Raw genomic sequence first — 14399 nt, forward strand, 5'->3', positions numbered from 1 at the left:
GTCACGCGGTCGGCGCAGCGACTTTGGGGAGATGCGCCAGCGACGCTTCGATGGCTTCGGCGGGGTATTCGAAGTCTTCGAGTTCGCCGCGCAGATATTTGTCGTACGCGGAGAGGTCGAAGTGGCCGTGTCCGGTGAGGTTGAAGAGGATCACCTTTGGTTCGCCGCTCTCTTTGCACGCCAGCGCTTCGTCGATCGCAGCGCGAATCGCGTGGCACGACTCCGGCGCGGGGAGGATCCCTTCGGTGCGGGCGAAGAGGACGCCCGCTTCGAATGTCGCGACTTGCGGCACCGCACGTGCCTCCAGCAACCCTTCGTGGTAGAGCTGGGAGACGAGGGGCGAATCGCCGTGGTAGCGAAGACCGCCCGCGTGGATGCCAGGGGGCATGAAGTCGTGTCCCAGCGTGTACATCTGCATGAGCGGCGTGAATCCCGACGCGTCACCGAAATCGTACGCATAGACCCCTTTCGTGAGGGTGGGGCAGGAGGCGGGTTCGACCGCGACACAGTGCAGTTGCTCCGCCCGTTTGTCACCCGCGATTTTGTCGGCCAAGAACGGGAAGGCGATGCCGCCGAAGCTCGAACCGCCGCCGCACGGACCAAAGATCACGTCGGGGTAAAGCCCCAGCAGTTCGAACTGTTTTTTGGCTTCTAGTCCGATCACGGTTTGGTGCAGCAGCACGTGGTTGAGGACCGACCCCAAGGTGTAGTTGGTGTCAGCGCGGCTCGCGGCTTCTTCCACTGCTTCGGAGATTGCGATGCCGAGCGAACCGGGATTGTCGGGTTCGCGTTCGAGGATCGCTCGCCCCGTCTGCGTGTGGGGCGATGGGCTGGGGAAGACCTCGGCGCCCCAGGTCTGCATGAGGATGCGGCGGTAGGGTTTTTGCTCGTAACTCACTTTCACCATATAGACCCGCACTTCGAGACCGAATTTTTGGCCGGCGAACGCGATCGAGCTGCCCCATTGACCGGCACCGGTCTCGGTCGTGAGCCGCTTGATGCCGACCAGTTGGTTGTAGTAGGCCTGAGGAACCGCGGAGTTGGGTTTGTGCGAACCAGAGGGCGAGACGCCTTCGTACTTGAAGAAAAGCTTGGCCGGGGTGTTCAGCGCTTGTTCGAGCCGGACCGCGCGCACGAGCGGCGAAGGACGCCAGATGCGGTAAGCGTCTCGCACCGCGTCCGGGATCGGGATCCACCGTTCGCTGCTCATCTCCTGCGCAAGGAGCGGTTCGGGAAAGATTGCACCCATCTGTTCGGGCGTCACCGGCTTGCCATCTGGCCCAAGCGGTGGTGCGGGGGGGTTGGGCATGTCGGCGACGATGTTGTACCAGTGAGTCGGGATCTCGTTTTCGGGGAGCAGGATGCGGGTGGGTTCGGTCATGATGTCTCCTCGTTGTGTGTTGACGGTGCAGAGGGGCCGGTCGGTGGTTCGGGCGGTGTCTGAGGGGGGTGCGACTCCGGCTGCGCGCACGCAAGCGCGGCAAGGCCCAGGAAAAGTAAATTATCGCGCACCTCATGCGGGATGTCTACGTGGGGGGAGAGGAGCGGTGCCGCGCCGCCGTGCAGGATCACGCGCGGCAGGATCGAAGTCTGTTTGGCTACCTGCGCCGTGAATGCCGCGATCGCCCCCTTTTGCGCCAGCCAGACACCGGTGGCGATCGCGGTTTCGGTATCGGTGGGGGGAAACGGAGCCGTCGCGATCTGGTCGACGGCGCGGCGCGGGTCGAGCTGTGGGAGTCGCGCGGTGCGGGCTGCGAGCGCAGCGAACATCGCGTCGATGCCAGGCAGAATCGCGCCACCGCGAAACGCGCCGGTTTCGTCGAGCCAGTCGAGCGTGGTCGCGGTGCCACAACCGACGATCACCGCTGGCGCCAACCCAGCGTGCCATGCTCCAACCGCGGTGACCCAGCGATCGGCGCCCAGCTGTTGGGGATTGCGGTACTGGTTAAGGACGCCCGCACCGTGCTGGCTCGGCGCGATCCAATGGCATGGGATGCGATGCGCGGCAAAGCGGGCAGTGATCGCCTGGGTACGGGACGGTGTGGTGACGCTGACACCGACGACGCACGGAATCGTGGACAGCAACGGGGTGAGCTGCTGCCACCATGCTTCGAGTGCCGTGTCGTCGTACGCAAACGCCCCTTGCGCGTCGTCCCGCCAATACCATTTGCCGCGACTGTTTCCCAGATCGAGGAGGAGCGGCACAGGGCGAATGCGCGCGGCGGCGGAGGTCAGCGTCTGGTGTGCCCCTGCCGCAGTGGTGACCTGGAGTTCCCCCCGGGCGTTGACGCCGCTCAAGCGGACGAGATGCGGTTCTGTCGTTTCGTGCGCGGGCAGCAGTTGCAACCAACGGTCGCGCCACGCCGCACGGGCCCACCACGCCGCTTGCCAAGGGGTGAAGCCTGCGCCGCAGCGGAAGTCTTCGAGTACGGCAACCACTGCGCCGACCAGCGTCTGCAGCAGGGTTTCAGCAGGGGGAACGAGCGTGAGGTGCTCGGCAAGCGCGGTGGGGGGCAATGTCCAGGGATCTCGGTCGTCGAGTCGTGGTGCCGCACGATGGTTCAGACCGACGCCGACGACGACGATCGGCGGCGCTTGCCCCCGCCATTGCGCTTCGACGAGGATCCCGCCGAGTTTGCGCTCCGCAACGAGCAGATCGTTCGGCCATTTGAGGCGAACGGGGAGGTCGAGCAGTTCCAATCGTTCGGCAAGCGCCGCGCCCACCGCAAGCGAAAGGCCTTCGAGGTTCGTCTGGGGCGGGAGGCGGGTTGCCACCGAGAATGCGATTCCGGCACCCTCCGGCATCGTCCAGCGTCGGCCGCTTTGTCCGCGGCCAGCGGTCTGCCGTTGGGCAGTGACGGCCAGGTAATGGCCGGGAGCGAGCGATTCGGCCTGCTGTGCGGCAATGTCGTTGGTCGAGGTGCACGCGTCAAGCGCAAGCCAGTGCAGCGTGGGTGCGGTTGGCATGGGGTTTGCTATTTGTTCGAACGGATGGGAACAGGAGATAGCGATGAAACAGATTGCGATTGTACGCTTTTCCCCGATCGAAGGGCCGGGAACCTTTGCCGATTTCGTCGCAGCGCAAGGAGGAGAAACGCACCTCATCGCGATCGATCAAGGGGCACCGCTTCCGAGGGATCCGGAACAGTATGACGGTTGGTGCTTGATGGGTGGGCCGATGAGCGTCAATGATCCGTTGCCGTGGATCGAGCCGCTCTTGGTTTTGTTGCGCCGCGCGATCGCGGTCGGCGTGCCGGTGATCGGCCATTGCCTGGGGGGGCAACTGTTGGCGAAAGCGCTGGGTGCGAAGGTCACGCGCAACCCGACGAAGGAGATCGGTTGGGGCGAGGTGTGGGTGACCGACCCGACCATGGGGGCGCGGTGGCTGGGAGCACGCGAGCGGTTCGTCGCGTTTCACTGGCACGGCGAGACCTTTGCGATTCCCGAAGGGGCAACTGGGTGGCTTGCGAGCGCGCATTGTGCGCGGCAGGCTTTTGCGATCGGTCCCCATCTGGCGTTGCAATGCCACGTGGAGATGACCGAGGAGATGATTCACCGCTGGTGTGCCGATTGGGCGAAAGAGGGAGTTGGGGCAAGCGCATCGGTGCAGACGCCCGAGGCGATCGTCGCGGCGATCCCCGACCATTTACCGCAGCTCACCGAGACGGCGATGCGGCTTTACCGGGAATGGTGGCGGGGGGTGTCCGATGTCCGCGCATGAGATGACACTCACCAGTGTCGCGCAACCGATTTGGAGTGTGCCCCACGGTCGCGTGGTGGGGTGGGAGGCGCTGCTACGTGTGCAGGACGGAACGCGTGTCGTTTCCCCGTCCATCTATCTTGCCGCGGAGGGAGACGACGAAGCGGCATGGGCGCGGGAACGGGCGGCCCGCTTACGTCATCTTGGGGTCTGGTCGCGGTTGCGCTTCGAGGCAACTTGGCTCTTTCTCAACGTCTCACCACATGCGATCCGGCACGACGTGGTCGATCCGGACCACTTCGCAGCCCTGCTACGCCAACTGGCGATTCCGCCCGAAACGCTGGTTCTCGAACTGTTGGAAGCGGCGATCGCCGATCTGACCGTGGTGCAGCAGGCAGTCGCTCAGTATCATGCGTTGGGGTGTCTGGTTGCGCTCGACGATTTCGGCGCGGGCGACTCGAATCTCGAACGTTTGTTCGTGCTCGAACCCGATATCGTTAAGATCGACCGTTCCCTCTTCGTCCGGGCAGGGGAGCGACGGTCCCTGCAACGGAGTTTGCGCCATCTCGTCGGTTTCATCCATGCAGCAGGGGCGTTGGCGCTGGCCGAGGGGGTGGAGCACTCCGACGAAGCGCAACGTGCGCTCGATGCGGGCGTCGATTTGGTGCAAGGGTATCGCTATGGGGTTCCGGCGCCGTGGGAACATTGGCTGTGCGAAGGCGCTGCGCGCGAACAGGAGTGGCTGCTCAGCGACCGGGACCGCCTGCCCGATCCGGTCGTGCCCCCCTCCCTTTTCGATTGGTTTGCCGAGATTGTGACGCGGTGGGCGAGGGGCGAACCGCTGGGGGCTTGGGTGTGTCACTCGGCGCCAGAGCCGCTCTTGCGCCTTTATTGCCTCAATCGGCACGGGATGCAGCTTGGAGCGACGATCCATTGCCGCTGGCGGCGACCGCTGGATCCTGTGCGCTACGCTCCGCTTGAAGCGGGTGAAGGGGCGTCGTGGGCGCATCGCAGCTATTTTCGCAGCGCGATCGCGCGACCGGGTCAAATCGTTGCTTCCGAACCCTATCTGGCGTTGCCCGACCGGGATTGGGAGGTGACACTGGCCTGTGCCCGCCGTGATGGCAGCGCCGTGTTGTGTGCCGACGTCGCGGTTGATGAGTCCTAACGCGTGTGTTGGTGCAGTGTGTGCATTTTTTTGGCGCACGGATTCTCGTCATGCACCGTTTTGGTGCAATGGTGCATCGCAATAAAACGGTGCGCTTCAATGGCGCGCACTCTGTGGCGAAATTCGTTGATTTCTCATCATTTTTTTCTTTGGCACGCCACTTGCTCACCTAAGGTTGCGATTGGTGCAACTGAGGAGAAAACCATGAAAGCGAAGGCTTTGGTTCTGGGATGCGGTGCCGTCGCGGTGGCCGCAGCGCTGTTTTCCCATGGTGCGGCGGCGCAAAGCGCGGTCACCGGCAATGTGGCGTTGGTGAGCGATTACGTCTACCGTGGCTTTTCGCAGACCAACGAGAAAGTGGCGTTGCAAGCCGGCGTCGATTGGACGGGTGCCGACGGTTGGTACGTTGGTCTTTGGGGATCGAACGTTTCCTGGCTCTCTGATGCGGCGCCGGGCAGTTCCAACAGCGTCGAGCTCGATCTCTACGGCGGCAAGCGCTGGTCGATGGGGGACCTTGCTTTCGACGTCGGCCTGCTCCAGTACTACTACCCGGGAAGTTACTCGGTGGCGTGGAAAGCAGCCTCTGGGCTCAAGACGCCTCATACCACCGAGGTCTATGGGGCAATGGGATACGGCCCGGCGACCTTCAAAATCTCTTATGCGCTCACCGATCTCTTCGGCGCGCCCAATTCCGACGGCAGTCAATATTACGACCTCACCGTGGCGCCTGAGGTAATGCCTGGCGTGAAATTGTTGGCCCACGTCGGACGGCAGGTGGTTCGCGGCACCGGCAACGCCGACTACACCGACTGGAAGGTAGGGGTGAGTGCCAGCTACGGCGGATTCGATTGGGGGCTTTATTACGTCGACACCAACGTCAGCGGTTCGAAACTTGCCGATTCGCGCGTGGTGTTCAGTGTTGGCAAAACTTTTTGAGAGGAGCGGATCATGAAAATGGTCAGCGCGATCATCAAGCCGTTCAAGCTCGACGAAGTGCGTGAAGCGTTGAACGAGGCGGGCATTACCGGACTGACGGTCACCGAAGTGAAGGGGTTCGGTCGGCAAAAAGGGCATACCGAGCTCTACCGCGGCGCCGAGTACGTGGTCGATTTCTTGCCCAAGGTCCGGGTGGATGTCGCAGTTATGGACGAGCAGCTCGATCAGGTGGTCGATGCGATCGTCCAGGCGGCGCGAACGGGAAAGGTGGGCGACGGCAAGATTTTCGTCATGCCGCTCGAGCAGGTCGTTCGGATTCGTACGGGCGAGACCGACGCCTCAGCATTGTGAGGAATGGATAGGAGCGAAACGATGGAAATGGTGAACAAAGGGGATGTGGCGTGGATGCTCACGTCGACGCTTCTGGTGTTGATGATGGTGATGCCTGGGCTCGCACTCTTTTATGGCGGGATGGTGCGGGCGAAAAATGTCCTTTCGGTGCTGATGCAGGTGATGACCACCTTTGCCCTTGCAGTGGTGCTGTGGGCCATTTATGGCTATTCGCTCGCTTTCACCGAAGGTAACCCGTATTTTGGGTCGTTCGCGAAACTCTTTTTGAGCGGCGTTACGCTCGAAAGCCTAGCGGATACCTTCAGCGAGGGGGTGAAGCTGCCGGAGATGGCCTTCATCGCGTTTCAAGGAACGTTCGCGGGCATTACCGCGGCGCTGATCGTCGGCGGGTTTGCGGAACGGATGCGTTTTTCCGCGGTGCTCGTCTTCACGGCGATCTGGCTTACTTTTGCCTATCTGCCGATCGCCCACATGGTGTGGGGACCAGGTGGTTGGTTGCTGGGCGACGGTGCGCTCGATTTCGCGGGGGGTACGGTCGTGCATATCAACGCGGGGATCGCCGGTTTGGTCGGCGCGTATCTCGTGGGTAAGCGCATTGGGTATGGCCGTGAGGCGCTGACGCCCCACTCTTTGCCCCTGACGATGGTCGGCGCTTCGCTGCTTTGGGTGGGTTGGTTCGGGTTCAACGCTGGTTCGGCGCTGGAGGCGAACAGCACCGCAGCGCTCGCGTTCCTGAACACCCTGTTTGCAACCGCAGCGGCAATTCTCCTCTGGTTGGCGGGTGAGGCGCTCCTCAAGGGGAAACCCTCGATGTTGGGCGGCGCTTCGGGCGCGGTGGCTGGGTTGGTGGCGATCACACCCGCGGCGGGCACCGTTGGCCCGATGGGCGCACTCGTCATCGGTGCGACAGCCGGCGTGGTGGGGCTCTGGGGCGTCAACCAGCTGAAGCGGTGGTTGGGTGTTGACGACGCGCTGGACGTCTTCGGTGTGCATGGGGTTTGTGGGATCGTCGGTGCATTACTCACAGGGGTGTTTACCGCACCGTCGCTGGGTGGTACCGGTAGCGCCGATTTTTCGATTGCGTCGCAACTCGTAATCCAGGCCAAAGGGGTAATCGTCACATTGGTTTGGTCCGGCGTGGTCTCGTTCGTTGCGTACAAAATCGCGGCGGCGCTTACGGGTGGTTTGCGCGTCGCGGAAGAAGAGGAGCGCGAAGGGCTCGATATCGTGGCGCACGGGGAAAGCGGCTACCGCTTCTGATTCCTCCTCTGCAGCGAGCAGAGTTCATTCTCGTTGCGTTTGCCCCTTGCGGGATTCCCCGCAAGGGGCTTTTTCGTGGAGCGCACGGTGGCGGACCAGTACCCGTGCCGATGGGATGAACCGGGCGGCCAAGCGTTCGACGAGGTAAACCGAGCGGTGTTGTCCCCCGGTGCACCCGATCGCGACGGTGAGATAGCTGCGCTGTTCTGCGGTGTAATGGGGAAGCCAGCGGGTGATGAAATCCGCAATATCCGCTTCCATCCGGGTGACCAAAGGCTGCGCGGCAAGAAACGCCTGAACCGGTGCATCGCACCCCGTGAGCGGGCGCAGTGTCGGATCGTAATAGGGGTTGGGGAGACAGCGGGCGTCGAAGAGCAGATCGGCGTCGAGCGGCACGCCTTGTTTGAACGCGAACGATTCGAAGGTAAGGGTGATCGGCGCGCGCGGGGCGCCGTCGGGGAGTAGCCATTCCCGCAGATATCGGCGCAACTGTTGCGCGGAGAGGTGACTGGTGTCGAGGCGTTGGGCGGCTTGCGCGATGGGTTCCAGACGATGCCGTTCGCGTGCGATCGCTTCTTCGACGGTCATCGTGCCCGTGGCGAGCGGATGGGCACGGCGGGTTTCCGAAAAGCGGGCAAGCAACACGTCGTCGCGTGCGTCGAGAAAGAGCGCGTCTGGGGCGATACCGGTGCGCTGCGTCAGTTCGGCGAGCGCTTCGGGGAGCGCGTCGAGGTTGCCGCTCCGGATGTCGACCGCGACTGCGATCCCTTCCCGCCGCTCCGCCGAAGGGGTAGCGAGCGCGTGGTGGAGGATGTGGGTCACCACCGGAACGAGGAACGGAACCGGCAAGTTGTCGAGCGCGATGAAACCGCTGTCTTCCAGCGCGCGCAGCGCCACCGTCTTGCCGGCACCGGAGACGCCGCTCACGACGACGATACGCGGTGGCCGCGGCGCCGTGGTCGCGGCTAAGCCGTTTGCTGAAACATTCACTGCGGTTCGCGCCATTTGATCGAGCAGCCGATCGATGGGGTCTGGTCACGCGGCCCTTGACCGGTCTGGGCGATCTGGACCATCGCTTCGAAGAGTTCGCGGCGCGCATCGGGTGGTGCGGGTTGCCGCCCCGAGGCGTCGAGTCGTCCGCGGTATTGCAGTTCGAGGTCTTTGTTGAAGCCGAAAAAGTCCGGGGTGCAGACCGCGCCGTAGGATTTTGCCACTTCCTGCGTTTCGTCCCAGAGATAGGGAAACGGGAAATTCTTTTCCCGGGCGATGCGTTGCATGTTTTCGAACGAGTCCTCCGGGTAGTCGGCCGGGTCGTTGCTCATGATCGCCACCGAACCGATGCCGTAGGCCTGGAGCTCGCGTGCGTCTCGGATGATCCGGTCGAGCACCGCTTTGACGTAGGGACAGTGGTTGCAGATAAACATCACGAGCAGACCGTTTTCGCCGCGCACGTCGGCCAGCGTGTAGCGTTTGCCGTCGACGCCGATGAGGTCGAAATCGACCGCTTTCCAGCCAAAATCACAGACGGGGGTGTTGAGCGCGACCATTGCTCTCTCCTTGGGTGGGGGATGGGATACTGTGATGTCGCCAGATTTTATTGTAGCGAACCGCAAGGAAAAGTGACGCGTACCCGGGTGCCGCGCCCGAAGGGTGGCTCGGTGATCGTGATCGTGGCTTGGTGCTGTTCGGCGATTTCGCGTGCGATCGCAAGGCCCAAGCCAGAACCCTCGCCCAATCGCTCCGAATCCAGAAGCCGGACGAAAGGTTCGAAGACGCGCGCGCGCGCCTCCGGTGGGATGCCCGGGCCGGTGTCGTCGACGGCGACGTGGATCGTTGCGCCCTCCTGCCAGACGCGGATCGTCACGTCGCCGCCGGGTGGCGTATAGGTGATCGCGTTGTCGATCACGTTCTTGAAGAGCTCCCCGAGCATGAGCGCATTGGCGTCGATGGTGCACGGGGTCTGTCCTTCTTCCAGCGCCAATGCGATCCGTTTGCGGTGCGCTTTCGGGTAGAGATCGGCAACGACCTCACGCAGCAACGCCACCAAGTCGGTGGGCTGGAAGCGGTGGACCTGTTCCGAGCTCGATTCGGTGCGGGCAAGCGTCAGCAATTGGTTGATGAGGGGGGCGGTGCGCTCCGCAGCGGCGATGATCTTTTCGAGGTCGGCACGCAGCTCTTCCGGGGTTTCGGCTTCCCGGGCGAGTTCGGCTTGCATTTTGAGCCCCGTGATCGGGGTCCGCATTTGGTGCGCCGCATCGGCAATGAAGCGGCGTTGCGCCGCCAAGTTTTCCTCGAGGCGCGCCATCAGGCGGTTGAACGCTTCGATGAGCGGGCGAATCTCTTCGGGTACCCGCTCCAGGTCGATCGGCGAAAGGTCCGTTGGGCGACGTCGGGTCAGGTGTGCCTGCAGGCGCCTGAGCGGTGCGAGTCCTTTGGTGAGGCCGAACCACACCAGCACGACGGCGATCGGGATCACGATGAATTGCGGCATCATCACGCCGGTGATCACCTCGGTGACGAGCGCCTGGCGCTGTTTTACCGTTTCCGCGACCTGTACCGCGACGAGTGTCTGCCCGCCGTCGTGGTGTTTGCGTTCTACCAAGGTGGCCAGCCGCAACGGTTCGCCGTGGTAGTCGATGTCTTGGAAGCGCACGTCGATGTCGGCCAGCCACGAGGGGGTAGGCAGTTGCGCGTTGCCCGCAAGGCGGGCTTCCGGGGTACGGACTTCGTAGTAGAGCGTGGCGTTGGTGCCCGCATGCAAGATCCATTGCGCCGGTGCTGGCAAGGTGAAACTGGGTTTTCCGTCGGCAAAGAGGACGAAACGCATCAAGAAACGGGCGCGTTCGGCAAGGGCCTGATCGTACGGCCGGTGGGCGATCTCCGTGGCGATCTGATAGGTGATGAAGATGGTGATCGGCCACAAGAGGAGCAGCGTCGCGAGCATCCAGTCGAGAATCTCACCGAAGAGCGAGTTGGGTTCGGCGCGTCGTTTAGGAATCAGAAACGGCATGGTCGCTGTCGAGACAATAGCCAACGCCGCGTACGGTCCGGATCACCGCACCGCTGCCGTCGATCTTTTTGCGCAACCGATGGAGGTAGACTTCGATCGCGTTGGTCGAGACCTCTTCGTGCCAGCCGCAGAGGTGCTCCAGGAGCTGCTCTTTGCTAACCAACCGCCCGGGACGCAACAGGAGGTATTCCAGAATCGCCAGCTCTCGTGCCGAGAGTTCGAGCGGTTCGTCGTCGAGATAGGCGCGGCGGGCGCCGGTGTCGAACGTGAGCCGCCCCACTTTGACTCGGGTGGGTGCCGCGGCGCCGCGGCGCGTGAGCGCACGCACGCGCGCTTCGAGTTCGCGCAGGTCGAACGGTTTCGTGAGGTAGTCGTCGGCGCCCGCGTCGAGCCCGCGTACGCGGTCTTCGATGCCGTCTTGGGCGGTCAGGATGAGGACCGGGGTGGTGTTTTGCCGCGCGCGCAACCGTTTGAGGACCTCGATTCCGGGTAATTTCGGCAATCCGAGGTCGAGGATCACGCAATCGAATTCGGTCGCGGCCAGGGCAGCGTCGGCAGCGGAGCCGTCGGCGACGAGGTCGATGGCGTATCCCGCGCGTTTGAGTGCCCGCGCCAACCCTTCGGCGATCACCGGGTCGTCTTCGACGATCAAAATGCGCATGAACCGATTGTAATGGGGTTGTCGGGTTCGAACAACGGGAGCCGCTTGGCGATTCGCTATAATGCGCCCCATGCCCTTTTTCGCGATTGGCCTCAACCACCACTCTGCGCCGGTGCCGGTGCGTGAACAACTTGCGGTTGCTCCGTCCGAGCTACCCGAGCTTTTGCGCGCGCTCGTCGCTGCGGGGATCGGCGTTCACGAAGCGGCGCTCTTGTCGACGTGCAACCGAACCGAATGTTACGTCGCGGCGAGCGACCCGCACGCGGTCTTCGCGTGGCTCTGTGCCCACCGCCACGCCGATCTGGCGCAGGTCACACCCCACCTCTTCATTCATCGGGATAGCGAAGGGGTGCGACACCTCTTTCGTGTCGCTTCGGGCCTCGATTCGATGGTCCTGGGCGAGACCCAGATCGTCGGGCAATTCAAAGAGGCGCTGCGTCTTGCGAAAGCGGCGGGGACGCTCGGCAAGCACGTCCAGACCGTGATGCAGATGGCGCTTTCGGTCGCGAAAGAGGTGCGCAGCCAAACCGCGATCGGTGCCAACGTCGTCTCGATGGCCGCCGCCGCTGTTCGCCTTTCCCAACGGGTTTTCGGGCCGGTGGCGGAGCAGCGGGTGCTCTTCGTCGGTGCAGGGGAGATGATCGAAACGTGCGTCGCCCATTTCGCCGCAGGGCAGCCGCAGCGGATCGCGATCGTGAACCGGACGGTGGCGCGGGCCGAGCAACTGGCTGCTCGTTTTGCCGCCGAGGCGCATCCGCTCGATCGGTTGCCCGAACTGTTGCCGGAGTTCGATACGGTCGTCGCCAGTACCGCCAGCCCGTTGCCGTTGATCGGGTTGGGGATGGTCGAGCGGGCGCTCAAGCAGCGGCGCCACCGTCCATTCGTGATGGTCGACCTTGCCGTGCCGCGCGACATCGAGCCGGAAGTGGGCGCGCTGCAGGACGTCTTCCTCTACGCGGTCGACGATCTGGCGCAAATCGTGCAGGAGGGACGGGAAAGCCGCGCGCAGGCGGTTCGGGACGCCGAAGCGATCATCGACGCCCGCCTGGCCGAGTTTGCCCAGTGGGTGAGCGCGCAAGAGATGGTGCCGCTCATTCGCCAGTTGCGCACCCACGCAGAGACGATCGCCACCGCAGAACGCGAGCGGGCATTGGCGAAATTGCGGGCGGGCGGGGATCCGGAAGCGGTGATCGCGGCGCTCACCCACGCGCTGACGAACAAATGGTTGCATGCGCCAACCACCTTTTTTCGTCAAGCCCCGCCGGAAGCACGTCAGGCGTTGAGCCGCTGGGCGCCACAACTCTTTGGTTGGGAGAAGACGCAACGATGAAGGCGTCGTGGATCGAACGCTTCCAACGCATAGCTGATGCGCTCGACGAGCTCGACCGGGCGTTGAGCGATCCGGAAACCGCGGCCAATCCCGAGCGGCTCCGCGCGCTCATGCAACAGCGGGCGCAGTTGGCGGAACCGGTGGCGTTGTGGCAACGCTACCAGGCGCTTCGTGATGAGATCGCCACGACGGAAAAGTTGGCCGCAAGCGGCGACGACCCGGAGCTTGCCGCGCTGGCGCGAGAAGAGTTGGCCGCGCTCAACGCGGAGCGCGAACGGCTCGAAGCGCAGCTAGCCGAAGCGTTGGTGCCCGTGGATCCCCTCGATGCGCGCGACGTCTACCTCGAGATTCGCGCGGGAACAGGGGGTGAGGAGGCCGCACTCTTTGCTGCCGATCTTTTCCGAATGTACGCCCGCTACGCGGAAGCGCAAGGCTGGCAGGTCGAGATCGTCTCGGCGAGCGAATCGGATCTGGGGGGATACAAGGAGCTCATCGCCCACGTTCGCGGCGAAGGGGTCTATGGGCGGTTGAAGTTCGAATCGGGCGGGCATCGCGTGCAGCGCGTGCCGGTGACCGAAAGCCAGGGGCGGATTCATACCTCAGCGTGCACGGTCGCGGTGTTGCCGGAGGAGGATCCCGAAGCGGTTGCCGAAATCGACCCGAAAGAGCTGCGCATCGACGTCTTTCGCGCTTCTGGCGCGGGCGGACAGCACGTGAACCGGACCGAGTCGGCGGTGCGTATCACCCACCTGCCTACCGGGATCGTGGTCGAATGCCAAGACGATCGCTCGCAACACCGCAACAAGGCGAAGGCGCTCGCGGTACTCGCGGCGCGGTTGGCTGAGCGGCGTCGTGCCGAACAACAAGCGGCCACCGCAGCGGTGCGGCGGCAGCTCGTCGGCAGTGGCGATCGCTCCGACCGGATCCGCACCTACAACTTTCCGCAGGGACGGGTGACCGACCACCGGATCGATTTGACCCTCTACCAATTGCCGCAGATTCTCGACGGTGCGCTCGATCTGGTGATCGAGCCGCTGCGCCGTGAGGCGCGTGCCGAAGCGCTCGCGGCCTGGGAAGCGAACGAAAATGGCTGACGCGGCGCACGATATTGCGTTGCCCACGTTGGGCGAGGCGTTGGCGTGGGCGCGGCAACGGATCGATCCGCTGGACGCACGCATACTCCTTGCGCATGCGGCGCGGGTGCGTACCGCGACGCTATTGGCCTATCCGGAACGGACGCTTCCGGAAGAGGCATGGCGCCGCTTTCGCGATCTGGTGACCCGCCGTGCCGCTGGAGAGCCGGTGGCCTATTTGACGGGCGAGCGAGAATTCTACGGCCGCACCTTTCACGTTTCGCCCGCAGTGTTGATTCCGCGTCCGGACACCGAAACCCTGGTCGATGTTGCGCTTGCGGTCGCCGATCAACGTGCCGGTGCCGCGTTGCGCATCCTTGACCTGGGCACCGGCAGCGGTTGTATTGCGATCACCCTGGCGTTGGAGCTGCCCCACGTGGAGGTGGTTGCGGTCGATCGCTCGCGTGCGGCGCTTCTCATCGCGTTGCACAATGCGCAGCGGTTGGGTGCGAGCGTCTCGTTCGTCGAAAGCGACTGGTTTTCTCGGCTGGGGGATGAGCATTTCGACCTCATCGTCGCCAATCCCCCCTACCTGGCCGAGGATGACCCCCACCTCAACGAAGGCGATCTGCGTTTCGAGCCGCGGCAGGCGTTGGTGGAGCAGCACGAAGGCCTTGCGGCGATCGCCCGGATCGTTGCAGAAGCGCCGCGTTATCTGGCGCCCGGCGGGTGGTTGTTGTGCGAACACGGCTATACCCAAGGATACGCGGTTCGTGGCCGACTTCTCGATGCCGGATTGTTGCACGTCCAGACGTGGCGCGACCTGGCAGGCCACGAGCGGGTCAGCGGCGGACGTAAACGGTGTCCGAACGAGTAAAATAGGTCGTTGGTTCAGAACAGGAACCGTCTG

At 63.7% G+C, this 14399-nt stretch carries 14 protein-coding genes; 8 read left to right on the plus strand and 6 right to left on the minus strand.

Annotated elements, in window-relative coordinates; translation table 11 throughout:
- Position 1 precedes the first annotated feature (1 nt).
- Both HPTL_RS02840 and HPTL_RS02845 read right to left on the minus strand, forming a co-directional pair.
- Positions 2 to 1381 (minus strand): TrpB-like pyridoxal phosphate-dependent enzyme, encoded by a 1380-nt coding sequence (locus HPTL_RS02840; RefSeq protein WP_119334624.1) that lies wholly within the window; start codon positions 1379 to 1381, stop codon positions 2 to 4.
- The gene (locus tag HPTL_RS02845; protein WP_170141250.1) at positions 1378 to 2967 is read right to left on the minus strand and encodes a biotin--[acetyl-CoA-carboxylase] ligase; all 1590 of its coding nucleotides are present in this window, start codon (positions 2965 to 2967) and stop codon (positions 1378 to 1380) included. Before HPTL_RS02845 ends, HPTL_RS02840 begins: the two co-directional genes overlap by 4 nt.
- Before the next feature lie 43 nt (positions 2968 to 3010).
- Between HPTL_RS02845 and HPTL_RS02850 the strand changes: the two genes are divergently transcribed.
- The 5 genes from HPTL_RS02850 (at position 3011) to HPTL_RS02870 (ending at position 7415) form a co-directional block, all read left to right on the plus strand.
- Positions 3011 to 3721 carry a type 1 glutamine amidotransferase gene (locus tag HPTL_RS02850; RefSeq protein WP_119336042.1) on the plus strand — a complete coding sequence of 237 codons (711 nt, stop codon included), beginning with the start codon at positions 3011 to 3013 and terminating at the stop codon, positions 3719 to 3721.
- Positions 3708 to 4868, plus strand: coding sequence for a sensor domain-containing phosphodiesterase (locus tag HPTL_RS02855; protein ID WP_119334626.1), 1161 nt, complete (start codon positions 3708 to 3710; stop codon positions 4866 to 4868). The genes HPTL_RS02850 and HPTL_RS02855 overlap by 14 nt, the downstream gene beginning before the upstream one ends.
- A gap of 204 nt (positions 4869 to 5072) precedes the next feature.
- Positions 5073 to 5804 carry a TorF family putative porin gene (locus HPTL_RS02860; RefSeq protein ID WP_119334627.1) on the plus strand — a complete coding sequence of 244 codons (732 nt, stop codon included), beginning with the start codon at positions 5073 to 5075 and terminating at the stop codon, positions 5802 to 5804.
- A 12-nt stretch (positions 5805 to 5816) separates the two neighbouring features.
- Positions 5817 to 6155, plus strand: coding sequence for a P-II family nitrogen regulator (glnK, locus tag HPTL_RS02865; protein WP_119334628.1), 339 nt, complete (start codon positions 5817 to 5819; stop codon positions 6153 to 6155).
- Positions 6156 to 6185: 30 nt separating this feature from the next.
- Positions 6186 to 7415 (plus strand): ammonium transporter, encoded by a 1230-nt coding sequence (locus HPTL_RS02870; protein ID WP_119336043.1) that lies wholly within the window; start codon positions 6186 to 6188, stop codon positions 7413 to 7415.
- 24 nt (positions 7416 to 7439) lie between these two features.
- On the opposite strand, the gene rapZ is transcribed toward HPTL_RS02870, so the two are convergent.
- Genes rapZ through HPTL_RS02890 form a run of 4 tightly spaced genes read right to left on the minus strand, consistent with a single transcriptional unit; the run spans position 7440 to position 11086 of the window.
- On the minus strand, positions 7440 to 8405 hold the full coding sequence (gene rapZ / locus HPTL_RS02875) for an RNase adapter RapZ (protein WP_197713749.1): 966 nt from the start codon (positions 8403 to 8405) through the stop codon (positions 7440 to 7442).
- Positions 8402 to 8962, minus strand: a complete 561-nt coding sequence (locus HPTL_RS02880; protein ID WP_119334630.1) for a thioredoxin family protein — start codon at positions 8960 to 8962, stop codon at positions 8402 to 8404. Before HPTL_RS02880 ends, rapZ begins: the two co-directional genes overlap by 4 nt.
- Before the next feature lie 47 nt (positions 8963 to 9009).
- On the minus strand, positions 9010 to 10425 hold the full coding sequence (locus HPTL_RS02885) for a sensor histidine kinase (protein WP_119334631.1): 1416 nt from the start codon (positions 10423 to 10425) through the stop codon (positions 9010 to 9012).
- Complete coding sequence (locus tag HPTL_RS02890) at positions 10406 to 11086, minus strand: response regulator (RefSeq protein WP_119334632.1); 681 nt, start codon at positions 11084 to 11086, stop codon at positions 10406 to 10408. Before HPTL_RS02890 ends, HPTL_RS02885 begins: the two co-directional genes overlap by 20 nt.
- 70 nt (positions 11087 to 11156) lie before the next feature.
- Between HPTL_RS02890 and hemA the strand changes: the two genes are divergently transcribed.
- The 3 genes from hemA to prmC are packed head-to-tail and all read left to right on the plus strand — an operon-like array spanning position 11157 to position 14366.
- Complete coding sequence (gene hemA / locus HPTL_RS02895; RefSeq protein WP_119334633.1) at positions 11157 to 12416, plus strand: glutamyl-tRNA reductase; 1260 nt, start codon at positions 11157 to 11159, stop codon at positions 12414 to 12416.
- Complete coding sequence (gene prfA, locus HPTL_RS02900) at positions 12413 to 13510, plus strand: peptide chain release factor 1 (protein ID WP_119334634.1); 1098 nt, start codon at positions 12413 to 12415, stop codon at positions 13508 to 13510. Before hemA ends, prfA begins: the two co-directional genes overlap by 4 nt.
- Entirely contained in the window at positions 13503 to 14366 is an 864-nt protein-coding gene (gene prmC / locus HPTL_RS02905) for a peptide chain release factor N(5)-glutamine methyltransferase (RefSeq protein ID WP_119334635.1), read from the plus strand. Before prfA ends, prmC begins: the two co-directional genes overlap by 8 nt.
- Positions 14367 to 14399 lie beyond the last annotated feature (33 nt).

It is taken from the genome of Hydrogenophilus thermoluteolus (assembly GCF_003574215.1).
GTDB lineage: Bacteria > Pseudomonadota > Gammaproteobacteria > Burkholderiales > Rhodocyclaceae > Hydrogenophilus > Hydrogenophilus thermoluteolus.

Bases quoted from the DNA above. Each gene is read 5' to 3' on its own strand.
- HPTL_RS02840 (WP_119334624.1), bottom strand. From the start codon at position 1,381: ATGACCGAACCCACCCGCATCCTGCTCCCCGAAAACGAGATCCCGACT.
- HPTL_RS02845 (WP_170141250.1), bottom strand. From the start codon at position 2,967: ATGCCAACCGCACCCACGCTGCACTGGCTTGCGCTTGACGCGTGCACC.
- HPTL_RS02850 (WP_119336042.1), top strand. From the start codon at position 3,011: ATGAAACAGATTGCGATTGTACGCTTTTCCCCGATCGAAGGGCCGGGA.
- HPTL_RS02855 (WP_119334626.1), top strand. From the start codon at position 3,708: ATGTCCGCGCATGAGATGACACTCACCAGTGTCGCGCAACCGATTTGG.
- HPTL_RS02860 (WP_119334627.1), top strand. From the start codon at position 5,073: ATGAAAGCGAAGGCTTTGGTTCTGGGATGCGGTGCCGTCGCGGTGGCC.
- glnK (WP_119334628.1), top strand. From the start codon at position 5,817: ATGAAAATGGTCAGCGCGATCATCAAGCCGTTCAAGCTCGACGAAGTG.
- HPTL_RS02880 (WP_119334630.1), bottom strand. From the start codon at position 8,962: ATGGTCGCGCTCAACACCCCCGTCTGTGATTTTGGCTGGAAAGCGGTC.
- HPTL_RS02885 (WP_119334631.1), bottom strand. From the start codon at position 10,425: ATGCCGTTTCTGATTCCTAAACGACGCGCCGAACCCAACTCGCTCTTC.
- HPTL_RS02890 (WP_119334632.1), bottom strand. From the start codon at position 11,086: ATGCGCATTTTGATCGTCGAAGACGACCCGGTGATCGCCGAAGGGTTG.
- hemA (WP_119334633.1), top strand. From the start codon at position 11,157: ATGCCCTTTTTCGCGATTGGCCTCAACCACCACTCTGCGCCGGTGCCG.
- prfA (WP_119334634.1), top strand. From the start codon at position 12,413: ATGAAGGCGTCGTGGATCGAACGCTTCCAACGCATAGCTGATGCGCTC.
- prmC (WP_119334635.1), top strand. From the start codon at position 13,503: ATGGCTGACGCGGCGCACGATATTGCGTTGCCCACGTTGGGCGAGGCG.